Origin of the sequence: Brachybacterium hainanense, from assembly GCF_042434575.1 — a bacterium.
GTDB lineage: Bacteria > Actinomycetota > Actinomycetes > Actinomycetales > Dermabacteraceae > Brachybacterium > Brachybacterium hainanense.
Genome location: NZ_JBHLSV010000014.1, coordinates 1 through 24609, shown reverse-complemented (window position 1 = coordinate 24609; position 24609 = coordinate 1). Strand labels below are relative to the sequence as shown.

Below are 24609 nucleotides of genomic sequence, written 5' to 3'. Positions count from 1 at the left end.
ATGGATCCCGTGATCATCTCCATCGCCCCGTCTCCCGATGCCGCCGGCGGACCACTCCTCGCAAGCGATGCGGCGCTGCACACCGCGCTCGAGTCCCTCGCCGAGCATCCGCGGCGAGGCGTGGAGCCGATCGTCCTCGAGCTCGCCGCAGGAGAGTATTTTCTCTCCCGACCGCTCCAGCTGGGACCTCGGCACTCCGGTGCGCCTGCGGCGCCGGTGACCCTGCGGGCTCTGCCCGGCGCCCGGCTGCACGGCGGGCGGCAGGTCGCCGCCGAGGCCTGGGCCCCGGCCGATGAGGGGATCTGGTCGGCGGATCTCGCCGACTCTGTACGCACGCCGCCCGTCCAGTGCTTCGGCCCGGGCGGCCGGGCGCCGGTCGCGACCTTCCCACCACAGGAGATCAGCACCGACGTGCACACCTGGGCCCGGCTCGAGGACGCCGTCGCGCGCCTGCCCGTCTGGGGCGAGCTCGAGGGCGTGCGCATGCTGTCGCTGCACGCCCGCGGCTGGGGCGGGGTCACCTCGATCGCCCGCAGCGACGGGGAGCAGCTGCACCATACGCCTATCGGCGACAATCAGCGCGGGCTCGAGCTCGATCCCGCGCACGTGCTCCTCGAGAACGTCCCCGAACCGATCCCCGCGGGCGGCTGGCGCTGGGACCACGGCCGCGGTCACTTGCTGCGCGCGGCCACCGGGGCGGAAGACACCCCGCCCGAGCCATGGCTCGCGCTCAGCGAGCTCGAGGTGGCGATCGAGATCGCCGGGCACGGTGCGGAGACGGTCCATGACCTCGTGCTGGAGGACATCGTTCTGGGCGGCACCGCGCCGGTGCTGGACGCGGACCGGATAATCCCGCTGACCATGAGCGACTGGGCGACCGCTCGCGAGGGGGCGATCATGATCAGCGGCGCCGAGCGGATCCTCGTGCGCGCGACCCGGATCCAGGACGTCGGCGGGCACGGGATCTCGATCCTCGACCACGCCCGTGACGTGGAGGTGCACGACAGCAACGTGGTCGGCGCCGGAAGCTCCGCGATCATGGTGCTGGGTTCCCCCGAGGCGCGACATGACCCCACCATCTGGGCGAGCTACGACCCCTCCGGATCCCCGGCCCCGGCCTCATCGATCCCGGGACCGCGCGGCGACGCCTATCCGCGCGACATACGGGTCACCGGATGCACGCTCGAGCGGTTCGGCCGCTCGGACCTGCAGTCCGCGGGCGTGTGCCTGTCGATCTCCTTCCGGGTCGTGATCGAGGGGAACCTCGTGCGCAGCGGCCCCCGCGCAGGAATCAACATCTGCGACGGGACCTTCGGCGGGCATCGGGTGGTCCGTAACGCCCTGCACAGCCTGGTGCGCGAGACCGAGGACCATGGGCCGATCAACACCTGGGGCCGGGACCGGTTCTGGACAGCCGCGCTGTCCCCCACGGAGCGGGCCGCCGCCGCTCGCTGGGACATCCTCGCCGACACCGTGATCGAGGCCAACGTCATCCATCACGACGGAGAGTGGGGAATCGACCTCGACGACGGCTCCTCCTCCTACCTCCTGCTGTCCAACCTGCTGCTGAACTGCGGGATCAAGCTGCGCGAAGGCTATCGGCGCCGCGCGGACGGCAACGTCCTGCTGCGCGGGAGCGTCCACTCGCACGTCTCCTACGCACAGGCTCGGGACGTGGTCACCGGCAACCTCTTCAGCGCCTCCCCGGCGTACCGCTTCATCCAGGGGGAACCGGACCGCTCCGGTTCCCTCTACGACGGCGGGTTCTTCGCCTGGGAGCGCGGGACCGGGATCCCGGACCGTCCCGCCTGGGACACGTCCGGCAGCGACCGCAGCTCGGCGTGGGGTGAGAAGGCGCGGGAGCTTCTCGCACAGGTGCGTCCGCCATGCGGGGTACCGATGGACGACTTCCTGTGCATCGCCCTTGAGCGGCTGACCGCGCCCGCGGACCCGATCGATGCCGCGGACCCCGAGGAGGCGGCCGTGCTGTGGGACGGAATCCCCCTGAGACCGCTGGCCGACCCGCTGCTCGCCTCTGCGACCGGGCTCATGCCCTTCGAGGGCGTGTACGTCGACGCGGCTCCGGCGGGATCCGGGCTCAGCCCGGGCGATGTCCTGCTGGACATCGACGGCGAGCCCCTCCACGGGACCCGTCGGATCGACCCGACGGTGCTCTCCCGCCTCGACGCGGCGGACGTGATCGGCGTCTGGCGAGCGCAGCGACGCGTGCTCTGGTCGCCCGGGGGTGAGCGCCGGACGAGATGAGCCCGGTTCGCGAGCAGCCCGCGAGCATGCCGATCAGACGGTGAACGCCGCCCGCAAGCAGGAGCTCACCCCTCCCTTCTCGCGGCCCCGCCGTATTGCGACACCGGGTCCGTCGCCCCTTTTATGGGAGCTGCGCGCCTGCGCATGTGGCTGAGGACAGATGTCCCGCGGCCTTCGCCAGCTCGTTCCCCGTCACCGACGAGCGCGTCGTACGCCGCTCAGCGTAACCAGGGCGGGTCCTCGGCACGGGCCCCCGGTGGAAGTGTCGGCCCATGTTTCGACGCCCGGACGAGCGTCCTCCCCACACCAGCCGCACAGCGAACCGATGCTTCCCCGCCGCGCCACGGCCGCACAACCGCCTCCCACCTGCATGAGCGCGGGGGAAGCTGTGCGGCAGCGCATCCGCCGACGCCTCGTGTGCACCGAGAACCCCGGATTCGCTACGACGACCACCCGTCCGGGGGATCATCTGGTCGGCCACCAGACCTGGGGCGCGCCGAGGCGGAGGCGCACGCCGGCCACCACCTCATGGAGCACCGCGGTCACATCAACATCCGCCGCCCCCTCCCGGGGCATGGATCCTGGGCTGGCGCGCGGAAATGGGACAGGAGCTCGGCGTGGTCATGCTCGGAGGATCTCCCCGACGGACGATCGTCGAGGTCCCCCAGCCGCCGTCGCGGGCTTGGTGGAGGCGGTCATCCATGACGCCGAGGCCGACCGGACCGCGTACGGATGGCGGCGACAGTCGGTGAACGCGGCGGCCTGCCGGAACGCGCTCATCCGCTACGGGATGACGGAGGCCAGCACCGAGCCGCGCAGCACCCGTCAACCGCAGGAAGAAGGAGCGCGGCGGTCAACGCTGCTGCGTAGCGGTAGAACGCACCGCCGAAGGCGTGACCCACCCAGGCATGCCGGACCGCGCTCCGAGGACCCCGCCGTTCCGATTCCCCGGGGGTCCGAGCTGTCGAGCCCCGAACTGTCGAGGAGAGTTCATGAGCATGTCACCGACTGGGCGCGGCCAGCCCAGGAGCGGAGGAAGACTCGACAGGCCGCAGAAGACCCCCGAAGATCCCTCCGCGAGCGCCTGACACCGGGCGAGGACCGGGCTATGTTCTCCGCCAAGGACGCCATCGAGGAGGGCCGATGCCGACGACTCCGCACCGCAGCTATCCCTATCCTGCGACGACGACGATCGGGCAGGTCCCGGCCGACTTCGAGGCCGCGCTCGTCCCCGTCGACGCCGATGTCCAGGCGCTCTTCGACCGCTTCGATGCCGCAGAGCATGTGAGCGTCGTCCACGACGGGGACGGGACCTGGAGCGTGGTGGACGGTGTCGGTGCACCGCTCCCCGTGCACGAGATCGGCGACGGCGTCTATCAGATCGGAGCATGACCATGGGAAACACCTTCCGCGGGCTCCTCGCGACCGGGCACCTGCCATCCGTCGCGAAACAGGAGGTCATCGACCTCGTCCGCACGGAGGCTCCTGAATCTCTGCCCCCGGGCGGCACCGATGGCCAGGTCCTCACGCGCACCGGCGAGGACGGGCTTGCATGGACCACGGTCCAGCAGAACGTCATCACGACCTGGTCGAAGGACCAGCAGGCGACCGCGCAGGGGTTCTGGATCGAGGTCTCCGCCGGCGAGCCGGCCTCGCCGACCTATACGACGGCGGACGGGACGACCGTTCCCGTGATCTGGCAGAAGCCCCTCGACGTCGTCGTGCCCGTCGTCCCGGAGACTCCGCAGTGGGATGCGTGGAACACGACGGTCCTCGTCCCGAGCCTGGTGGGGGTCGAATACCGCATCACCGCTGTCACGAAGGACGGTGCGACGACGCCGCGGGACATCGTCATCACGCCCGATGCTCCGTTCCCCCTCGGAGTCCTGGGGGTCCCCGTCCCGTTCGACATCGACGTCCAGGCCTTCGCGACCCTGGGCTACACGCTCCCGGCCGCGTTCGCCTGGCGGCACACCTACCCGGACCCGACCGCCGTGGTCGTCTTCACCTCCGACACCTTCGACCGCGCGGACGGTCCCCTGGTCGGCTCCGCCACCGATGCCGCGCTGGGCGGGACGCCGATTCTGTGGGACGGCATCAACTCCACCAGCCATTTCACCGTGTCAGGATCCGCGCTCCGGATCACGGCCGGGACAGCCTGGGGCGCGGTCAAGTTCGACACCGGTGCGGAGAACATGTCCGTCAGCTTCGATCTCCACATCCCGACGGGCATGACGACAGTCAATGACATCATGACGATCTCGCTCGGGTCTCATCCTCACGGCATCCATGGATGGGTCTGGCGATTCAACACCAACGCCGGCGGGAAGATCCTCGTCCACGGCGCCGGTCACAGCATCAACACCTCACAGGTGATGCACGTCGGTCCACTCGAGCAGGGTCGATATACATTGAAGAGGGCGGGCAGCACGGCGATTCTGGATACTCCCGACGGTCTGCATCACGAGGTCAGCATCCCCGCCATAGCTCCCGACGTGGATGGGACCTGGTTCGGCATCCGACAGAGCAACCTGACGACGAGCGCTCCGAACCTCGACTACGCGATCGACAACCTCGTCGTCAGCACCATCGGAGCCTGAAGCCATGGCACCTCGTCTCCTCAGCGCCCGAGCCCAATGGGACTGGGCGGCATCGTACGGACACGACGGCAACGCCTGGGTGGAGATCCTCGAGGGGCGCGAGGACGACTTCATCCGCTTATCCTCTTCCTTCGACCCGCGCACCTACCTGGGCCGGGGCACGGTGCTCCAGCGCGACATCCGCTCGATGCCGATCGCCGCAGCCTCCGACGCGATGGCGTCATACATGAGCGAGGCATCGCCCTTCTCCCCGAACGGCGCCTGGGGATCGAAGACGTCGCTGAACACAAGCGCCTACGGGACGCAGCCCATCCACATGTATGTCGTGGACTCCACTCATCCTCGCGCGGTCTCCCAGATCTGGAACGCCACGGCGATCGAGACGCCGCCCCTCGAGGTCGAGACCTATATGCGGGGACCGGTGCCGATGGCCGACTGGATGGTCCCGGCCCAGAACGGGGACCGCGGCCTGGCCATATACGACACCGGGACAGGGATCATGCGCGAGCTCTTCATGGCGCAGAAGAACTCTTCCGGGCAATGGACCGGAGGGGGCGGGTACTCCGTCGCCCAGCCCGGCCTGCGGAATCTCGCCGCGGACAACTACGCCCTCCAGCAGCGCCGGGGGCTGTCCAACGTCGCGGGTATGCACAACAGCCTGGGCTTCATCGGGATCGGGGAGGCGCTGCGCGGAGAGATCACCCACGCGCTGTGCTTCACCGCCTCCGCGCTCCGCATGCGCCGGGACGACGGGCCGACGCCGCTCGAGGGGTCCCCGCTCATCTCCTGGCCGTCCCGCGGATCCGATGGGAAACTCGAGAACTACCTGCCCGGTGGCCCGCAGCACGCCCAGGGAAAGGTGTGGAACGGTGGAACGATCACGCCGACGCACGGACAGTGGGGCAGGCTCAAGGCAGAGGTCGACCCGGACCACAACCCCCGGACAGGGAAGCCGTACCCACGGTTCCTGCGGATGATCATCCGGGCCGCGAAGACGTACGGCCTGGTCGCGACGGACACCAATCTCTGGTGCCACGCCTTCAACGCCGAGCAGGGGCGCGTGTGGAAGCACGTCTACGGCATGGACCCGTGGGCGACCGGCGGAATCATCGAACAGCTCTACCGCGACCGCTACGGGAACAGCGAGATGGCCATTCATGAGTTCCCGTGGCACATGACGGAGTGGGCACCGATCGACTGGGGTCGCCCCAGCCCGGACATGAACCTGCGGCCGGGGCAGATCGCTCCGTGGTTCCGCGATCGACCCCGGCCCGGCTGGGCTCGAGCACCTGACAGAGGTTGACATCCCGTCAGCCGCACTGGGGCCCGGCGCAGTACCCCCACCCGATACTCCTTTCCGTGCCCCACTACCCATCCGGGAGAGCATTCTGGTCGCGTACTCTCTGTCGATCGGAGGTTGCGATGATGGAGTCCTGCGAAGGTCCCGCCCTGAGCATCGGCAGACAGCGATGAAGAAGTCACCGTCGATCACCAGGCCCCGCTTCGGCGGGCATCGAACCCGGACCCCAGCACGTCTCGACAGCTCCAGAGGATCACCATGGCCGCATCCAGCGTCACCCCGCAGGGCACATCCCGCACCGCTGCGAAGGACCGATCGCTCGGCCTAGCTCTGGGTAGCTCGGACAATGCCCTGAACTTCCTGCGGCTCGTCTTCGCGCTCCTGGTGATCGTGTCGCACACGCCCGCGATTTCCGGGGCGGTGTGGCCGGCGTGGACCGCCAGCCTCGGGGGTTGGTCGGTCTCCGGGTTCTTCATCATCTCCGGGTATCTGATCACCGGGAGCCGGATGCGGTCGTCCTGGTGGTCGTACGTGGTCCGGCGCGCCGCCCGGATCTATCCGGCGTACTGGGTGCAGCTGCTGATCGTCGCGTTCATCCTGGCGCCGATCGCCACTCTCCTCGGCCCGTCGACATGGTCACCCGCGTCCGCTGCCGAATACGTCGCGCGCAACGTCACGACGTTCGCTCTCCAGTTCTCGATGGAGGGGATGGTGTTCCCGCACTACGACGCGTGGAACGGCTCGGCCTGGACGCTCATGTACGAGATCCTCGCGTACGCCGGATGCCTGGTGCTCTTCTCCATCCCGTGGTGCAGACGGCACGCGACTCTCATGGCTGCTATGGCGCTGATCGGGTTCACCTCCGTCACGGCACTGGCCGGGCCTCTCGACATCACCACGAACCTCTACCTGAACATTGCACATCTGGGCTCGTTCTTCGCGGCAGGGATGCTGATCTTCACCCTCCGCGAGAAGCTTCCGATCACGGGCCCGCTCATCCTCGGCTCCGCCGTCCTCACCGCTGTGCTCTTCGTAGTACCGGAGGGCTACCGGTACGCCGCGGTCCCCTACGGGTACCTGGTCCTGGCAGCGGGCGCGACGATCCGCACCCGGGTGGGTGCGACGAACGACGTCTCATACGGTGTGTACATCTACGCCTTCCCGGTTCAGCAGCTCTGGGCGATGCTCGGTCTCACCGGACTCGCCCACCTCCTGGCATCCACGGTGGTGACGGTGATCCTCGCCTGGGCATCCTGGAAGGTCGTCGAGGCACCCATGAATGCGGCCGGGCGGCGGCTCATCTCCGTCGTCCGCGGAGAGGGCCCACGGGCGTTCTCACGCCCACCGCGGTCGAAGCCATAGCGGCCGAGCACCCACCCACGACACAGATGCCGGCAGGGATCTTCCCCGCCGACCCATCGCACGGGCATCGTGCCGGGCGCCTCCTCACCGGAGCGAGTCCACTGCCGATGCGATCCGCTTCGCCCATCCGTGCCACGTGGCGTGGGCGCCAGCCCAGTCACGCGCCGCCACGGACATCGCCGCGAGGTCGTCCCTCAGAACTCGGTCCTCAATGCTCGCGACCAGGGTCTCGGGCATACCCGAGGGCTCGACCAGCCACCCGGTGATCCCGTCCTGGACGAGGGTGGTCATCCCACCGATGCGGTGAGCGAGCACCGGCAGTCCGTGGTGGAGGGCATCGGTGACGACGACGCCGCCCGCGCTCGCGGAGGTCGGCTCGATGAGGACATCGTGCGAGGAATACGCGTTGCTGAGCTCTGACTGTGACAGCCGCGCCCGGTGATCGACCCACGGCGGGAGGTCACGATCCGTCGCCCCGACGACCGTCAGCCCGATCGCGTGCCCGCGCGCTCGGATCCGGGACAGCGCTTCGACGGCGAGGTCGCCTCCTTTTCGGACCCAGTCGCTGGCCACGAACAGGAATCTCACAGGCTCCGCGCCCCGCGATGGAGATCGCTCCGGAGAGGTCTCGGGCGAGATCGCTGGGCCGAAGGGAACGATCTCGATCTTCCCCGGTGGGATGCGCGCATCCTCGACGAGAACGCGTTTGCTCCACCCGGAGGCCACGGCGTAATGGTCCGTCCTCCTGGACGCCGCACGCTCGATCAGCGTGGCCTGGGTCGAGGACAGTCCCGACAGTCTCCCGAGATAGTTCCGGGAGTAGGCCGCGAATGACGAGTCCGTGACCTGGACGAGTTTCACGCCGCGCGGAACCGCCATCAGATCGGGCGTCCCGGCGAGCACGATCATCACCCTCACGCACCCGGAGTCGCGGATGGCTCGGCGCAGTCGCAGGCTCCGGGCCATGGCGGTCATGATCGACCAGCGCGGAAGATACGGGATGCCCACGGCCCCGAGCCCCCTGGCGAGGAGGCGATCGATGAGGGAGTCCGGAGCCGTGAGGGGGAGAAGGCGTGCCCCGGGCAGCTCCTCCTCGAGAGCCGCACGCATCTTCACGATGGCGCCTGACCAGGACCGCGCCGAGCTCGGGTCCCAGGGGGTGTAGATGACCACGTCGTCGTATGCTCCCACCGTTAGCTCCGTTCGACTCGCGCATGAGCGCTGGGGGACGGGTTCCGGACCATCACAGCGGAGTCGGCGTCTTCAGCCGCGCCGACTGCACGAGCCGACCGATGTGGAACGCGGGATCACCGAAGGCGACGAGTCCGTCCCGGGGCCGGAACTGCCGGCACCACTCCCAGAACCACCGGATCGAAGTGCGGAGCCGTGCCGGGGGCGGCGCCACGTCCTGATGCTTGCGATACAGCATCGCGTAGGCGCGCCCGTAGCGATACTGCTGCCTGATGCGCTGCACCGGCGTACTTCGCTGGTAGTAGTCGACGCATGCGCCGGGATCATGCACGATCTCGATGCCGACCGCGTCAAGGCGCCATCCGAAGTCCACATCCTCCTGACCGATGCTCAGATCGGCATCGAAGCCGCCCACCAGGTCCACGGCCTCCCGACGGACTCCGATGTTGCAGCCGGGCATGTAGGGCCGGAACGCCATCGCCACAGGAACCGATGTCTGGTTCACGGTCTCCCCGAGCTCGCCGTCCCGGACGATCCGCAGCGGCCCGGTGACGGCGGCTGCGGACGCGAGCGACCGGCGCATCGACTCGACCCAGCGCTCATGCACGCGATCATCGCCGTCACAGATCAGGATGAGCGGCTCGGACGACTCCCGGATCCCGATGTTGCGGGCCGACGCGACGCCTCGGCGCGCCGAGGCGTCGACGACCTCGATGCCCTCGAACCGCGCAGGCCACTCGCGTGCGACACGTGCGGTCCCGTCCTCGGATCCGTTGTCGGCGATGACCACGCGGAAGCCCAGGTCCGTCTGGGCGTCGAGGGCCGCGAGCTGGCGCGGAAGCGTCTCGGCGACGTTCAGCGACGGGATGATGACCACGATGTCCGGCATGTCTAGTTCAACCTTCCCAGGCGGACGAGTTCCGCGAACTCCTCGTTGGTCGCGGACAGATCCGCCATCGTTCCCCGCGCAGCGATCTTCCCTCCGGAGAAGAAGAGGATGAGATCCGCGTTCCGGACGGTGGAGAGCCTATGAGCGACGACCACGATCGTCATGGTGCCGTGCAGGTCCTCGATGGTCCGGGTAATGCGCGATTCGGTCTCGTTGTCGAGGGCAGAAGTGGCCTCGTCCAGCACGAGCAGCTGTGGTTCCCGATACAGAGCTCGAGCTATCCCGATCCGCTGCTTCTGTCCGCCGGAGACCCGGGCCCCTCCGTATCCGACGACGGTGTCGAGCCCCGCGGAGGAGCCGTCGATGAAGTCTCCGAGCTCTGCCATCGTCACCGCGCGGAGCACCCTGTCCTCGTCGATCTCCGAGACGGGCACTCCGAAGGCGATGTTCTCGCGGATCGTCGCATCCTGCAGATACACGTTCTGCGCAACCATCCCGAGCTGACGGCGCCAGGCGATCTTGCCGTCATGGATCGAATGCCCATCCACCGTGATCGACCCTGCCACCGGATCGAAGAGCCCGAGGAGAAGCTCCACGAACGTGGTCTTCCCGGCGCCGCTCCCACCCACGAGAGCAACGGTCTTCCCCGCCGGGATAACTCCGCTCACGCCGTCCAGGACGAGATCATCGCTGTCAGGGTATCGGAAAGTGAGACCCTGGAAGGAGATGTCCCCCCTGGGGTACGTGCGGACCGTGTCGACACCGCTCTCCGTGGCCTCCGGCAGAGTCTCGAGCTGTTCGACCAGAGCGGATACGTTGGGAAGATTGGTGGTCACGACGCTCAGGCACCCCATGATGCGGTTCAGCGTGGGGAGCAGCCGGACTGCCGCGACAGCGAAGACGCCCAGGAACGCGAAGGCGTTCACCGGACCCACGGCCGCGAAGAGCACCAGGGTGACCAGCAGGATCCCCACGATCATGATGACCTCGAGCAGGTAGCGCGGCAGTTCCGACAGCAGACTCGCTGTCCGCGTGAACATCGCCAGCTCGCGCCGGGCGCGTGAGAACTCGTCCGCGTACCGATCGCTGGCCCCCGCGATCTTCAGCTCCTTGAAGCCGTCCAGCGCTGGGCTGAGATACCTCCACCCTTCGAGATTCGACTCGCGCATCGCTTCGCCGACCCGGTGCTGACGCGAGCGGAGGAGCGACTGCATCAGCACGGAGGACACACCGAAGAACACGATCGCCGTCACCGTCGCAAGGGGGGACAGCACCAGCAGCCCCGCGAGCAGAATTCCCGCAGAGATCAGGTCGGTGGAGAGCGTGACGAGGTTCGAGAGGACTCCCGCGAACGAGGAGTTCAGATAGACGTTGAGGACCTGCATGATGTCCTCAGCCTTTCGCCGCCTGAACGTGAGGTAGGACTCGTTCATGTAACGCCCCATCACCACCTGAAGGGCATCGGACTGGGCCCTCGCCATCACGCTGAGGCTCCACCGCCGGAAGATCAGCGTGAACGCGTTCTTCAGGACCATCAGGACGACCACGACGACCAGCACGGCGATCAGGAGTGCCGGAACCTGGTCGAGCCCGAGGAGCCGACTCAGGATCGAGAGCATCTGCGATTCCTCGATAGGAGTGTTCGCGACAAGCTGCATGATCGGCAGGATGAGCACGACTGCGGCGAGATCGAGCATGGAGGCGGCAACGGATCCGGCCACCAGCAGGAGCAGGACGGGGCGCATCCGCCACGGGACGAGGGCCACCACCGCTCTCACGTCGGAGATCATCTTCCGAAGCGCAGACATTCGCATATTCCAGACCCCTACGATCCTCTCGGAGATTCTCGCTGATACAGCAGAATGCCCATTTTCATGTCACTCCCCCGCACCGCGGTGGAAGACGATCTCATCCAGAGCACGCGCCATCGCCTCGACGGAGTGCGCCTCCCGGGCCCTCTCGCGCAGAGCTCGAGCGTGCTCCTCCGCCGTCCCCGGGTCCCTCAGAATCCGAGAGACGAGGCGCGCGAACTCTCGGGGATCGTCCGTGACCTGTGGGTCCGACACGAGCGGGGCGATGCCCTCCGCCCCGACCGTCGTCGTGATCAGAGGGACGCCGTGTGCGAGGGCCTCGACCGTCTTGAACTTGACACCCGCGCCGAGCCGGAGGGGGACGACGACGAGCGCGGCCCGCGAGTACTCCAAGGACAGATCGTCGACGAACCCCCTCTCCACGAAGCCGAGCCGGAGCGCCCTCTCCAGGACCGGTCCGTGCAGGCTCTTCCCGATGAGATGGACCTCCAGGTCGGCGGCAGGGACGCCCACGTGCGGCCACACCTCGTCGCAGAACCAAGCGAGCGCGTCCAGGTTCTCAGGTCGCCAGTTGAGAACCAGCAGGATCCGGCCCGGCACCGGGGCGCGCAACGCGCGCGAGGTGAAGGTCGCCGGGGCCGGCACGATCCCGGTCCTCTCGCGGGTTCCGCGAGGAAGCAGGGATCGGTCCTTCGCGCTGAGGACGATCAGGCGGTCGTGCCATCGGCGCAGGCGCCTCTCGTGCCAGCGCGCGACCATCTCCGCCCCACGGTGCTTCACCTTCTCCCGGACGGTTCTGGCAGCGAGAAGGTGGCGACGAGCGCTCTGACTCACCACGTCGTGGAGGACCCCCACGATCTGCGCGGTGGCGTTGATGCGGCGCATCGTCGGAGCGAGCGCGGCGACATGCTCCCACTGCAGGACGATCGCATCCGCTGACTGCAGCTCCCGGATCGCTGCCGGATCCTGGAGGATGTCATGCCGGAGCGTCCGGCTCGGGCTGGCTGGGGACCAGCGCATCCTGCTGTCGATGAGCTCCAGGACCCGGCGGCGGCGCCGGCGAGAGGGCGTGATGAGCGTCGTCGGAGCATGGGAGCGTCCTCGCTCCGTCTGCGCGGATCGCCCGTCGATGAGGAGGCAGCGCACGTCCCAGTCGCGGCTCCAGTGGTCCATCTGCGCCGTCACGTAGACCTGTCCCGCGTTGTCCGCATGGTCGAGGGGGACGACGTGCGTCAGCACGACCATGCGAGGACGATCGCTGCGGGGGAACACGCTCATGATGACAACACCTCCTCGACGAGGTCCCGGAGCGTCGCGATGAAGCGCTCTTCCGAGAACCGCTGCGCGTGCCCTCGGATGCGGTCGGGGTCCCAGGTCGTGTCGGCATCAGCCATGACCGCCTCACGGATGCTCGTCGCGCTGGTGGTCTCGAAGAATGCGCCGCTTATCCCGTCGGCGACCGTGTCCAGATAGCCGCCGGCCCGCAGAGCGAGCGTGGGCACCCCATGCGCTCCAGCCTCCAGCGGAGTGAGGCCGAAGTCCTCGTGGCTTGCGGCGATGAGCGCCCGCGAGTGGGCATAGGCCCACCGCATCTGCGCATCGCTGAGCCCTTCGACGAGGCGGACGTTCGTAGGGGCGATCCCCCGAAGCCGCTCTCCCTCGGGTCCTCTGCCGATCACGAGAAGCCGCTGCCCGGGCAGGTCCCGGAAAGCTTCGATCACGCGGTCGACGTGCTTGTACGGCTGCAGACGGGAGACGACCAGGTAGTGACCGCCCACGGACCCATCGGTGCCGGCCCAGCCCTGGAGCTGGTCGATCGGCTCCTGGGTACCCTCGGCGACGTCCGGGCTGAACGGCGGGAACAGTGTCGGTGCCTCGATCCCATAGATGCGACGGATGCGTTCGCGAACCACCGTGGAGTTGCCCACGTATCGCTGCGCCTGCAGCGCAGCGCGACGATCCCACCTCTTCAGCGCCGGGGCGAGCGCTGCGAGCAGGAGCCGCTTCGGATCGAAGCGCCCCGTCTCCCCCAGGTAGTCCTCCGGCAGGTACAGCCAGCGGGCGGGCGAGTGGCAGAAGACGATCTTCGTCCCTCGGGTCCGGAACGCGTGGGCCCAGCCGGAGGAGCTCGCGATCACGACGTCGGCATCGATCCGCATGCGGGAGGCGACGGGCGCGAGCAACGGCATCGCCAGGCGCGGGTCTCGGCGGAAAACGCCGATCCGGTTCAGAACACTGGGACGAACGGTCCTGTCCCGGTACTCGGGATATGTCTGCTCCGGCTCGTAGAACAGAGTGTGCACCTCGGCATCGGGGAAGGCACGGCAGATCGACAGCACCAGGCGTTCAGCACCGCCGCGCTGCGTCAGGTAGTCATGGGCGATCGCGACGCGGACGGGCATCAGAACACGTCCGATGCCGCGTCGGGACGGCGGTAGCCCGCCACAGCTGAAGCCTCCACGAGGAGCGCCACGAGCTTCCGACCGACCGCTGCAGGCAGGCGCGGGATGATCCGATCGACGAAGGCACCGGCAGCCTCCGCCCTCGAGCCGATGAGCGGCGCCGCCCCGCGCACGAGCAGGTTCCATGCGGATGCGGGCGGAATCGCCGGGGGAAGCTGGCACTCGGGGTGCTTCGCCTCGAAGATCCGTCGAGCGGCGGCCGCGTGTTTCGCCCGGACGGCGCGGCTCCTCGCCGTCACAGCGGCGACACGATGGGGTGTCTCAAGGGACGGTACGAGCATGACCTCGAAGCCTGCCCTGTGCAGGCGATACCCGTAGTCGACATCCTCCCACCCATACAGCCGGTAGGCGGGGTCGTACTCGCCGACCGTCTCATAGGCGGATCTGTGGACCGAGCAGTTCCCGGCCCAGTACCGCCACCTCAGCTCCACCGGTGCTTCGTAGGCACCGGCGCGAAAACGGCGATCGGCGTCCTGGCCGTAGACCTCGGCGTAGCGGGTCCGTGCATATTCGTTTCGATACAGGCCGATCACGGCGCGTGGAGACGGCGAGTGCGCGGCGACGTGCTCGGCGATGTAGTCGGGACCGGGAACCAGATCGTCATCGCAACGGATGAGGATCTCCCCGCGCGCGGCGGCAAGTCCCGCGTTCAGCGCCGCTACACGCCCGCGGTTCTCGGGGAAGACAATGGTCCGCGTGCGAAAGCGGTCCTCTGCCTCGACGAGCGCAGGTGATCCGTCATCGACGCCGTCAACGACCACCACGACTTCGAACGCCGGTGAATCCGGCCCCTGGACGGCGAAGGCGTCCATGAGGGCCGGCAGCCGATCGATGCCTCGAAATGTCGGAACCACGACGCTCGCCACCACGTCCTCGGGCGGCTGCGTATCCGCGGCGTCCTGACGGATCCGTTCGTGTCTCGACTCGCCGCTCATGCTCGTCCTCTCTTCGGTCCTGGTTCCGATGCCACCGCTCGCCTCATCACTCGTCTCGTTCTACGGGGCGAATCGAGCTCGGAGAGCAGCTGGGCCACGCGACGCGTTCCGGCATCGGGTGAGAACCTCTCCTCCCAACGGTGCCGGGCCGCGCGCACCACTGTGTCCCGCTCCTCCGGCATCCCGCCGAGCGCTCGGAGCATGACGCCCGCCAGGTCCTCGGCATCGCCGCTGCGGGCGATCCATGGGTGGTGCTGCCCGGTCACCTCCGGAAGAGCCCCGGCATCCGAGATGACGACGGGAATGCCCGCCCCCATCGCCTCGGCAGCCGCGAGGCCGAAGGACTCGGGGAACACCGAGGGGAGGACCAGAAGATCGATCACGTGGAAGAAGTCGCCGCGGTCCATCCATCCGAGCTTCTCCACGCGCGGAGCCAGTCGGCCGAGTGCTTCGGCGACCCTCCGGTCGTCCTCGGAGTCTCCGAAGCGGTTCTCGCCCGCCACCACGAGGCGCACCTCCCGGGGTGCGTGAGAGATCACCTGCTCCATAGCCCGGGCGAGGACCTCGACACCCTTGGCAATGGTGAGGCGACCCAGGAACCCGACGCGGAGCGGGCCGTCCTCCGCCGATCGATGGGGCGCGAACTCGATCTCCTCGGTCCAGTTCTGGAGTACACGGCCGTGGTGGATGCGGGAGGCCATGTACGTCGAGGGGACCAGCAGCTCGCGGGCACCCGCTCGGGCGAGCTCTGCAGCGCTCTGCTGCGCCCCTGTCGGCAGCTGATGGAGGTGCACGAGGCGCGGCCCGATCCCTGCCGTGGCGAACGAGGGCACAAGCCCGTTGCACCAGAGAAGCGTGTTCGGGTGCAGCATCCGCCAGACCCGCAGTGCAGCCATGTACTGCTTGCGTCCGCGGGCCGGCAACGCGATCGTCGGAAGGTCACGGGCCATGGCCTCGACCAGAACGTCGCCCGGCTCGGTCGGCCCGATCACGCGGACGTCCAGGCCGATGGTCCGCAGGGCCTCCGCGATGTTCAGCAGCATCACTTCGCCGCCGCCGAGGTCGCCGTTGTTGGTGGCGACCACGATGCGAGGAGCGCTCATGCCTGGGCTCCGGAGGAGGGTCCGCCCTGCGGCCCGAGGAAGCGATGATGCGTGCGAGGCACGAACACAGCCCCTTCCGCAGCCAACCGCGCCTGGATGGCGAAGGCGATGAGGATCGCCCATTGGAGCGTGAAGAACACCTCCCCCAGACGCCACGCGCAGATGAGCAGCGCGACGGTCGCAGCCTGGCCGACCAGCTCCATCGGCGTGAGACGACTGCGGAAAGGCCGGAGACCGACGAGAAGAGTGATCCCGAGAACGACGAGCAGCCACGGCCACCCGCCTTCGACGAGGAAGGTCCAGTAGGAGTTGTGGAACAGCCACTGCCCCGTCTGCTCGTTGAGGAACACATACGCCTCCCCCAGCCCTTCGCCGAAGAACCCCGCCTCCCCCACGCGGATCTCGGATGCCGCGTCGATCCGCGCACGGAGCGCGTCAGAGCCTTCGCGCGCGGAGAACCGGCCTATCTGCGCGAAGTCCTCCGCGGCGATCACGACGCTGAACCAGATCAGCGCTCCCAGCAGCCATCGACCCATTCTCGGGAGCCGCCCTCCGATCAGGATCCACAGGCCGGCCGCCGCGTACGCCGTGATCGATGTCCGCGAGTCCGTGAGCAGGACGAGATACCCCATCCCCAGGAAGACGAGAAGCCGAGGCCACGGTCTGCGGGCGAGGCTCACGATGAGGATGCCGATCACCGCGTAGGTGAGCCCCGCGACGTTCTTGTCCTCGAAGAATCCAGAGAGCGTCCCGCCGTAGTTGTCCGGCGCGATGCCAGCGTAGAAGGCGACGGCGTTCGCGATCATGCCGCCTCCGTAGCCGACCAGCAAGGACCTCATGTCGATGCGGCCGGAGGCGAGCACGAACAGGAACGCCGCTGTGAGGACCAGCCGCAGGAGCCTCCGCTTCCAGTCGAAGGCGAACTCCGTCGGCTCGGCGACCATGGACACCATGCCGATGTAGAAGAGCGCGACCACGACGATCGGGATCAGGACCTGCAGCTTCCCCAGGCTGTAGACGGGCCGGCGCAGAAGCGAGAGCCCCAGGATGAGGACCAGCACGATCTGGTTGAACGGCAGCGGAAGCCCCAGCTGCGTCCCCTCGAAGATCAGCAGGAACCCGAGCAGCAGCTCCGGGATCCGCAGCGCTCCGACGACGCGGAACGATTCCGCCGCCCCCTCGCGGAGCGATCCGTGCCGTGCGAACGTCTCCGCGCTCATGCGACCGCCTCCGCATAGGTCCGGTCGATCTGCGCGGTCATACGAGCGAGCCCATGGTCGCCCCCGGACTCGGGCGGTCGCACGGGCCGCCGTGCCGGTTCGAGACCCTGCTCCAGGACCATCGCCGCTACCCCACGATGATCCTCCGCCACCACCAGGCACCGCGCCGGCACGATCTCCGCGTTTCCGCCCACATCGGTGGCGACGACGCCCAGACCATAGGCCACGGCGTCCAGCAGCGTGTAGGAGAGGTTCTCCCACACCGACAGCTGCACGACCACATCGTGCTCGGCCAGCGCCGCGGCGGCGTCGACATGGCCGGGGAACGTGACCGCCTCGGCGAGACCGAGCTCCGCGGCCACGGCCCGCAGCTCCGCCTCGCACGGCCCCGTGCCGGCGATCGTCAGCCGCGCCTGCGGATGCTCGGCGAGGACCAGCGCGAAGGCGCGCAGCAGCTCATCGATCCGCTTCTCCGGGGCCAGGCGCGCGAGCGACAGGATCCGCAGGCCGGGCCGCGGCTGCGGGACGCCGGCCGGCACCTGCACCTCGTTGCGGATCACGGTGACGGGGGCGGCGTGCCCCCACTGGGCGTGGATCTGCTCGCGGGTGGACTCGCTGACCGCGATCACGGCGTCGGTCCGGTGCAGGCGCGCCCGGTGGGCGGCCGCCTTCGCGGCCGCCTGCGGGCGTCCGGCCTGGTAGTAGCCGCGCACCCCGGCGATCCCGTGCTCCGTGGAGACGACGCGGATCCGCCGTCCTCGCCCGGACCGCAGCCCCGTCGCGGCGGCGACGCCGGTGAGGTCCGCGAAGGCGAGGTGGGTGTGCAGCACATCGGGGCGCAGGCGCCGCAGGACTCCACGCACATGGGCGGTCGCGCACCGGGTGCCGTCTGCCGGGGAGACCGGACCGGTGAGCACGGGCGTGTCCTGGTCCCGCAGAGCCTCGGCCAGGGGACCCTCCGGACACAGTACGATCACCCGCCAGCCGGGGATCCCCGCGGCGGTCGCATCGAGCGCATGCCGCGCCACCCCGCCCAGCTCCGGGACGGGGATCAGCCACAGCGCCGTGCGGCGCGCCGTGCCCGCGGAGGCTCTCAGAACCATTCCCGCAGCCTGTCCAGCGCGGTGAAGAAGCCTTCGCCGGTGTTGACGTGGCCCATCCAGATCTCGGGGATGAACGGGGCGGCGGGGGCGAGGCGGTCCATGCGCTCGGCGAGGTCCTTGAAGTCGACCTCTCCCTCGCCCACCTGCACGCCTTCGCCGTCCACGCCCACGGAGTCGACCACGTGGAGGTGCTCGGTGTAGGGGCCCATCGCCTCGATGTACTCGCTGAAGGGACGGTGGGCGAAGTTCGCGGCGAGCTTCGTGTGGGACACGTCGAAGGTGAGGCGGCGCCCGTAGGTCTCGCAGAACCAGACGGTGTCCTCGGGGTCCATGAACAGGTTGTGGTACTGCTGCCCGCCCATCAGCCACGGGAACGGCGGCAGGGTCTGCGCGGTCAGCCGCACGCCCGTCTCGTCCACGCGCTCGAGGCCCTGCTGGATCCGCTCGTACAGCGGGTAGCGCTCGGCCTCGGCGAGGTGGCGATCGGGCAGGAAGCCGCCCATCGTCACGATGACGATGGGGTCCTCCTCGCACGTGAAGTGCTGACGCAGGTCCCGGGCGAGATCCACGACGCGCTGCACCTCGACGATGGAGCGCTCGAAGATCGCCTCGTCGGGGGAGGCGAGGTCGATGAGGAAGTCCCCGGGGTACAGGTCCGGGGCATGCACCGTGAAGAACTGCTCGAGCTTCTCGCCGGGGGCGAAGAACTCGCCGATCGGCAGGTCCATGTCCTTCGCGCTCTGGTGGAACTCGAGGAAGTCCGGGCGGGACACCTCGAGCAGGGAGCGGAAGTCGTGGAAGCGCACCGGCAGCCCCCAGGGGCGACGGAAGCTGTAGTCGCCGCGGGGCTGGGGGCGTCCGGCCAGGTCCCCGGGGTAGAAGAAGTCGCCGGCGGCGACGTCGCGGTGGAGGGTGGTGCCGATCAGCGCGGCGCGACGGTCCGGCTGCAGCCCGCGGCCGGGGGACTTCACGTCGACATCGGTCACGGCGACGGTCTCGCCGGAGCGCATGTCCCGCGTCGCGACCAGCGACTTCGCGAGGTTCACGCGGTTCATGAGCTCCCCGGTGGACAGCTCGCGCGGGGCGTCGCTCCCCAGGGCCTCCTCGACCTCGCGGATCTGCCGGACCATGGTCTGGAGCTCGTCGGGCAGCAGCGACACCTTGTGGTCGTTGCCTTCGAGGCTGCGGTCCACGGTCACGTGCTTCTCGATGATCGAGGCGCCGCGGGCGACCGCGGCGACCGGCACGTGTCCGCCGCGCTCATGACCGGAGTAGCCCACGGGGCAGCCGCCGCCCAGGGTCGCGAGGCGGTCCATGTACCGCAGGTTCACGTCCTTGAAGGGCGCCGGGTAGGTGGACTGGGTCTGCAGCAGGGCGAAGGGGGCGCCGTGATGGCGCAGCACCTCCACGGCGGCGGTGATCTCCTGCTCCGTGCTCATGCCGGTGGAGACGATCATCGGCGCCCCGAAGCCCGCGACGTGCGCGAGCAGGTCGTGGTTGGTCAGGTCCGCGGAGGCGATCTTGTATCCGGGCAGACCGTAGCGGGCGAGCGCATCGGCGCTGGGGATGTCCCAGGGCGTACAGATCACGTCGACGTCCCGGGCCGCGCAGTGATCGAAGACGCGGAACATGTCCTCCACGCCGAGCGAGTACTTGGCCAGCAGGTTCATCGTGTACTGCGGGCCCAGGTCCTCGCCGCTGCTGGAGCCGCCGGAGGATCGGTACAGGGCCTCCATGTCGCGCAGCTGGAACTTCACGGTGTCCACCCCGGCCGCGGCGCAGCGGTCCACCAGCTGCTTGGCGAGCTCGACGTCGCCCTGATGGTTGTTGCCGATCTCGCCGATGATCAGCGCGGGGTGCCCGGCCCCCACGGTGCGGCGGCCGATGCTCAGCGTCGCCGCCTGCGGGGTCGCGACCGCGACCAGGCGACCGCGCTCGTCCACGACGGGGATGCGGTCCACGCCGTTGCCGAACAGCTCCTCGATCCTCGCGACCGGGGTGCCCTCGGGGACGGAGACGAACCGGGCGTGAGCGGCCTCCATGGCAGGGGTCGACAGGTCGGGAACGGCCTGGGCGACGAGCCAGCGGCGCACGTCTCCGTCGGTGAGGGTGCCGCGGACCTGGCCCTGGGTGTCGACGAGGAACACGACGCGGGACTGGTTCTCGCTGATGCGCCGCAGCGCCTCCAGCACCGTGGCCTGCGGGTCCACTGCGTAGGGGGCGGTGCGTCGATCCAGAATCATGCGGTCCTCCAACCGAGTCGTGCGAGCATCGCCTCGGCGGCGGCGACGTCCGTGAGGGTGTCGATGTCCACGCCCTCCACCTCGTCCAGGACGAACAGATCCGTCCGCCCGCCGATGCGGTTGTGCAGGGTGCGATAGATGCGCGGAGCCGTCACGTAGAGGCTGCCGTTCTCGAAGTAGTGCAGCTGCTCCGGCAGCAGCTCCTGGCGGCGGGGCCGCGCCGCCGTGTCGTAGGCCGCGGTCGCGTTCTCCCCCGGGGCCTCGGGCAGGCGCCAGAAGAACGGCGACTCGCCGACGACCCCCACCAGGGAGTCGACGCCGCTGTTGCGGAACTGGGCCAGGGCCCGCGCGATGGTGTCGGGGCGGCGCACCGGGGAGGTGGCCTGCAGCAGGACGACCGCATCCAGGACCGTTCCTGCCGCCTCGACCACGTCCATGGCGTGCTCGACGACCGGCTCGGTGGGGGTGGTGTCCTCCGCGAGATGCGCGGGACGCTCGATGACCCGGGCGCCATGGGCGGCGGCGACCTGGGCGATCTCCGCGTCCTCGGTGGACACGGCGACGATCAGGTCCCCCTCCGCCCCGTGCGCCCCCTCGAGAGCCTGGGCGATGGTCCAGGCGATGAGCGGTCGCCCGCCCACGGGCAGGAGGTTCTTGCGCGGGATGCCTTTGGAGCCCCCGCGCGCGGGGATGACGACGAGCGCGGTCATGCGACGCCGTCCAGGATCTCGGCGAGGGCGGCGGCGGGCTCCGCGTCGGGAAGCGGAGGGGCAGCGGTCGGCTGAGGCGCGCCGAAGCGGCGCATGCCGTAGCGGTCCCACAGCTCTCCCACCCAGGCGGGAGCGGCCGGGGCGAACACCCAGGAGGGCACGCCGCGGGCGGCCGCCTCGAGGATCCCGGTGGAGAACACGGAGACGACGGGGCTGCTCAGCGCGCGCAAAGGCACGTCCGTGGGCGCGAACTCGATGCCGCGGCGCCGCCACAGCTCATGGGTCGCGCGGGAGAGCCGGTCGGTCTCGCTGGGATGCGGACGGTACAGCCCGTCGTGGAGGCGGCAGAACCGGGAGGCGGCGCCGCCCGTGATGCGGCGCGGCAGCTCCGCGCCGTGCAGCTGCCCCAGGAAGACGGGACGCTCGTCCGCGTCCGCGGCGGACGCCTCGCCGAGGGCGCCCGACTCATGGCGAGCCTGCCACAGCAGCTGGGAGCCGATGTTCCGCGAGCTCACGTCGCCACGTCCGGAGGCGTAGAACTCGGCGTCGGCCTCGGACCACGACAGCAGGATCGCCTCCGGCGGGAGCGGCGGCGCGAAGGGGGTCAGCACGCCGTGCTGGACGACGTAGCTCGCCAAGCCCTCGCGGCTCGCGAGCTCATGCGCGATCCTGCCGGCGCCCAGGTGCTGGCCCAGCGACACGACGGCGCTCAGCCCGCGTCCCCGCAGGGCCGCGGCAGCCTCGGGGAGGGTCATGCCGTCCGGGGCGCTCGAGGACCACTCCGGGCCGCTCGTCTCCGGCAGGTCGAGGCCGGCGGGCTGCAGCACGTCGACGGCGCCGCGCAGGTAGGGCAGCGCGGTGAGCAGGCTCGCGCGCGAGGTCGGGGAGCCGGAGTCGACGGCGAACAGGGTGCGGGAGCCGTCGGTGCCGAAGACGTCGGCGTGCGCGGCCTCGGTCCCGTCCCCGGCCGCGGCCACCGTCCCGCGGGAGCGCAGCACGTAGCGGGGACCCGGATCCGCCGCCGCGGGACGCAGGGTCCCGAGGACCGCGTGCTTGAGCAGCCGTCCCCGGTGGCGCGAGCGCTCCCATTCGCTCCAGCGCTCCAGGCTCGTGGCGTGGATCAGTCCCATAGTGCGTCTACCTCAGCGATCCGGTGGTCGAAGGTGTGCTCGGCCAGGGTGCGGCGCCTGCCGGCCTCGCGCAGGCCGTCGCCCCATGCGGGGTCCGCGATCGCGCGGGCGGCGAGCTCGGCGAGCTCCTCCGGGCTGTGCCAGACGGCGACCTCGGTGCCGATGTCGTAGAACTGGTCCACGTCATCGCGGTCCACCAGCTGCACCCCGCCCATCCCGGGGATCTCGAAGGTCCGCATGGCATGGCCGTTCTGGAGGCCGTGGATCGCGACGGCGGCCGCTCCCTCGGCGTGGATCTGGTAGGCGCGCTCGAGCGGCACCTCGCGGGAGGCACGGATCGGAGGCCGCGTCCAGCTGAAGGTCCGCAGCCGGTCCACGGGATGCCGGGAGAAGTCCCGACCCCAGGCATGCACCGGCAGGCCCTGCGCCGCCAGGCCCGTCAGCAGCTCGCGACGGTTGTCGTAGCCGGAGCCGATGAAGACGATCTCCCCGGTCCGGCGCGTGCTGGGGGCGACGCGGTGGGGGTCGAAGGCGTTGGGGACGAAGTGCGCGTCGATCCCTCGCTCGCGCAGCATGTCCGCCTCGGAGCGGGCATAGTCGACGACCGGGCCGACGGCTCGCAGGAACTCGTCGTCGTAGTCGTGCCGGTGCAGGTCGTCGTACAGCCACAGGATGCGGGGCATGTCGCCCAGCGCATCCCAGAAGCGGTCATCGAGGGCATCGCCCTTGATCACGAGGACCCGATCGGGCTGGTAGGAGCGCAGCTGCGCGAGCACCCGGTCGGTGAGGCGGCGGCGCTCGCCCTCCCGACGAGCCCGCGCCCCGAGATGCAGACGCTCGGGCAGCTCGACCGTGGCCTTCAGGCGCAGCTTCTCGGCGACGGTGTCGTAGGCGTCGTACCGGACCGTGCGCACGTCGTAGCCGAGCCGGGCGAACGCGGCGGCATGGCTCGCGCAGTACCCGTGGAAGCTGGGGGTGACGATCATGAGCCGCAGAGCGCGGCCGCGGGTCCCGGGGCCGATGCTCCTCGCGGCGCGGGGCTCCGGGCCGCCTGTCCCGCGCCTGTTCGGGGTCATCGCGGCAGCTCCCGTCCTGCGCGATGGATGAGGTCGAGCTCCTCGCGGGCGACGGCGAGGGGATCCACGTCCCGTCCGGCGAGACGGCGGCCCGTGTTCCACACGAGGTTCGCCCCGGTCGCAGCGGTCATGCCGGCACGCAGCAGATGCACGTTGCCGTGCTTGCGGGCGTAGCGCATGCGGGCCCCCACCAGCCACTGCCGGCGACGCGCCTCCCCGCCGGAGGACCCCCCGCCGGCATGGATGACCTGCAGGTCCGCGTCCAGCAGGGAAGGGATGCCCTCGCGGCGCAGGCGCAGCTGGAGGTCGACCTCCTCGGTGTACATGAAGTAGCCCTCGTCGAAACCGCCCAGGCGGCGGACCTCCGCGATCGGCAGCAGCAGCACGGCCCCGGAGACCCAGTCCACGGGGATCATGCCGTGCCCGCGCTCCGCGGCGAGGTCGTGACCCACGGCGCGGTGCAGCAGGTCCCGCTCGCGCTGGGACGCGAGCGGCACGAGCCATTCGACGACCTGGTGGCCGATGGTGGGGAAGAACCGCGCGGCGTACCCGGAGCGTCCGTCCTCGTCCGCGGAGCGCACCCCCACCACCGCGGGCATCCACGGGGCGGCGTGCGCGAGCAGGTCCCGGATGAACCCCGTCGGGACGCGCAGATCGGAGTTCAGCACGAGGGCGAGGTCGGGGCTCCCGCCCGTGCCCTCGCTCTGCGCAAGCGCGGAGAGGCCGGTGTTCACAGCGGCGCCGAAGCCGCCGTTGCGCTCCCGGCGCAGCACCTCCGCCCCGGCGGGCAGCGCCGCGGCGGACAGCGGCTCGGGGGAGGCGTCGTCGACCAGCAGGACGCGGGCGGGACGGTCCGGGGCGGGGACATCGGCTCCCAGCAGGTCCTCCAGGAGCGGGAGCACGGGGTCGAGGGGCCCGTGGACAGGGATGACGACCGCGAGCCTCTCGATGCTCATCCCTGGTCCTGGTCCGTCGCGGCACGCCGGCCGCGGGACTTCCGCGCCGGCCGCGCCGGGGCGCTCTGCGCCCACGGCGAGGCGTCATCGGCCGCGGGGGGATGCTCCTCCGACGGGGCCGCGGGCCGTCCCACGACGGGGAACACGGAGGGTCGTGCGGCGGCCGGAGCCAAGGAGGCCGATCCCGCGGACGGCGCCGAGGGCGCGGTGCGGGTCGGGTCGGCAGGAGCCGCCGCGGGGACGTCCGGCCGGG

At 69.8% G+C, this 24609-nt stretch carries 19 protein-coding genes and 1 pseudogene; 5 read left to right on the top strand and 15 right to left on the bottom strand.

The features are described 5' to 3' along the window. Positions 1 to 9: 9 nt before the first annotated feature. The 5 genes from ACFFF6_RS12065 (at position 10) to ACFFF6_RS12045 (ending at position 7527) form a co-directional block, all read left to right on the top strand. Complete coding sequence (locus ACFFF6_RS12065; RefSeq protein WP_376981023.1) at positions 10 to 2265, top strand: hypothetical protein; 2256 nt, start codon at positions 10 to 12, stop codon at positions 2263 to 2265. A 1143-nt stretch (positions 2266 to 3408) separates the two neighbouring features. Then, positions 3409 to 3657, top strand: coding sequence for a hypothetical protein (locus tag ACFFF6_RS12060; RefSeq protein WP_376981021.1), 249 nt, complete (start codon positions 3409 to 3411; stop codon positions 3655 to 3657). Next, on the top strand, positions 3654 to 4865 hold the full coding sequence (locus ACFFF6_RS12055) for a hypothetical protein (RefSeq protein ID WP_376981019.1): 1212 nt from the start codon (positions 3654 to 3656) through the stop codon (positions 4863 to 4865). Before ACFFF6_RS12060 ends, ACFFF6_RS12055 begins: the two co-directional genes overlap by 4 nt. 4 nt (positions 4866 to 4869) lie before the next feature. Beyond that, positions 4870 to 6168 carry a hypothetical protein gene (locus ACFFF6_RS12050; protein ID WP_376981018.1) on the top strand — a complete coding sequence of 433 codons (1299 nt, stop codon included), beginning with the start codon at positions 4870 to 4872 and terminating at the stop codon, positions 6166 to 6168. Between the two features lie 255 nt (positions 6169 to 6423). Next, positions 6424 to 7527 (top strand): acyltransferase family protein, encoded by a 1104-nt coding sequence (locus tag ACFFF6_RS12045; protein ID WP_376981016.1) that lies wholly within the window; start codon positions 6424 to 6426, stop codon positions 7525 to 7527. Between the two features lie 84 nt (positions 7528 to 7611). Here the strand turns inward: ACFFF6_RS12045 and ACFFF6_RS12040 are convergent, their stop codons facing one another. The 15 genes and pseudogenes from ACFFF6_RS12040 to ACFFF6_RS11970 form a co-directional block, all read right to left on the bottom strand. Beyond that, on the bottom strand, positions 7612 to 8493 hold the full coding sequence (locus ACFFF6_RS12040; RefSeq protein WP_376981014.1) for a glycosyltransferase family 4 protein: 882 nt from the start codon (positions 8491 to 8493) through the stop codon (positions 7612 to 7614). Between the two features lie 277 nt (positions 8494 to 8770). Next, the gene (locus ACFFF6_RS12035; protein WP_376981012.1) at positions 8771 to 9607 is read right to left on the bottom strand and encodes a glycosyltransferase family 2 protein; all 837 of its coding nucleotides are present in this window, start codon (positions 9605 to 9607) and stop codon (positions 8771 to 8773) included. Positions 9608 to 9609: 2 nt separating this feature from the next. Then, positions 9610 to 11304: an ABC transporter ATP-binding protein gene (locus ACFFF6_RS12030; protein ID WP_376981010.1), complete on the bottom strand. Its 1695-nt coding sequence runs from the start codon at positions 11302 to 11304 to the stop codon at positions 9610 to 9612. A 180-nt stretch (positions 11305 to 11484) separates the two neighbouring features. Further along, entirely contained in the window at positions 11485 to 12696 is a 1212-nt protein-coding gene (locus ACFFF6_RS12025) for a glycosyltransferase (RefSeq protein WP_376981008.1), read from the bottom strand. After that, positions 12693 to 13820: a glycosyltransferase gene (locus tag ACFFF6_RS12020; RefSeq protein WP_376981006.1), complete on the bottom strand. Its 1128-nt coding sequence runs from the start codon at positions 13818 to 13820 to the stop codon at positions 12693 to 12695. Before ACFFF6_RS12020 ends, ACFFF6_RS12025 begins: the two co-directional genes overlap by 4 nt. Then, positions 13820 to 14815 (bottom strand): glycosyltransferase family 2 protein, encoded by a 996-nt coding sequence (locus tag ACFFF6_RS12015; protein WP_376981004.1) that lies wholly within the window; start codon positions 14813 to 14815, stop codon positions 13820 to 13822. Before ACFFF6_RS12015 ends, ACFFF6_RS12020 begins: the two co-directional genes overlap by 1 nt. Continuing rightward, positions 14812 to 15918, bottom strand: coding sequence for a glycosyltransferase family 4 protein (locus ACFFF6_RS12010; protein WP_376981002.1), 1107 nt, complete (start codon positions 15916 to 15918; stop codon positions 14812 to 14814). The genes ACFFF6_RS12015 and ACFFF6_RS12010 overlap by 4 nt, the downstream gene beginning before the upstream one ends. Continuing rightward, positions 15915 to 17138 carry an O-antigen ligase family protein gene (locus ACFFF6_RS12005; protein ID WP_376981000.1) on the bottom strand — a complete coding sequence of 408 codons (1224 nt, stop codon included), beginning with the start codon at positions 17136 to 17138 and terminating at the stop codon, positions 15915 to 15917. The genes ACFFF6_RS12010 and ACFFF6_RS12005 overlap by 4 nt, the downstream gene beginning before the upstream one ends. Continuing rightward, complete coding sequence (locus ACFFF6_RS12000) at positions 17135 to 18241, bottom strand: glycosyltransferase (protein ID WP_376980998.1); 1107 nt, start codon at positions 18239 to 18241, stop codon at positions 17135 to 17137. The genes ACFFF6_RS12005 and ACFFF6_RS12000 overlap by 4 nt, the downstream gene beginning before the upstream one ends. Continuing rightward, positions 18232 to 20484, bottom strand: a complete 2253-nt coding sequence (locus ACFFF6_RS11995) for an N-acetylneuraminate synthase family protein (RefSeq protein ID WP_376980997.1) — start codon at positions 20482 to 20484, stop codon at positions 18232 to 18234. The genes ACFFF6_RS12000 and ACFFF6_RS11995 overlap by 10 nt, the downstream gene beginning before the upstream one ends. Beyond that, positions 20481 to 21194: an acylneuraminate cytidylyltransferase family protein gene (locus ACFFF6_RS11990; RefSeq protein WP_376980995.1), complete on the bottom strand. Its 714-nt coding sequence runs from the start codon at positions 21192 to 21194 to the stop codon at positions 20481 to 20483. Before ACFFF6_RS11990 ends, ACFFF6_RS11995 begins: the two co-directional genes overlap by 4 nt. After that, positions 21191 to 22324 (bottom strand): hypothetical protein, encoded by a 1134-nt coding sequence (locus tag ACFFF6_RS11985; protein ID WP_376980993.1) that lies wholly within the window; start codon positions 22322 to 22324, stop codon positions 21191 to 21193. Before ACFFF6_RS11985 ends, ACFFF6_RS11990 begins: the two co-directional genes overlap by 4 nt. Beyond that, the gene (locus tag ACFFF6_RS11980; RefSeq protein ID WP_376980991.1) at positions 22315 to 23400 is read right to left on the bottom strand and encodes a CgeB family protein; all 1086 of its coding nucleotides are present in this window, start codon (positions 23398 to 23400) and stop codon (positions 22315 to 22317) included. The genes ACFFF6_RS11985 and ACFFF6_RS11980 overlap by 10 nt, the downstream gene beginning before the upstream one ends. Then, positions 23397 to 24356, bottom strand: coding sequence for a glycosyltransferase family 2 protein (locus ACFFF6_RS11975; protein ID WP_376980989.1), 960 nt, complete (start codon positions 24354 to 24356; stop codon positions 23397 to 23399). Before ACFFF6_RS11975 ends, ACFFF6_RS11980 begins: the two co-directional genes overlap by 4 nt. After that, positions 24353 to 24609, bottom strand: a pseudogene (locus ACFFF6_RS11970) (dihydrolipoamide succinyltransferase); the annotation flags it as partial. The pseudogene ACFFF6_RS11970 and the gene ACFFF6_RS11975, both read right to left, overlap by 4 nt.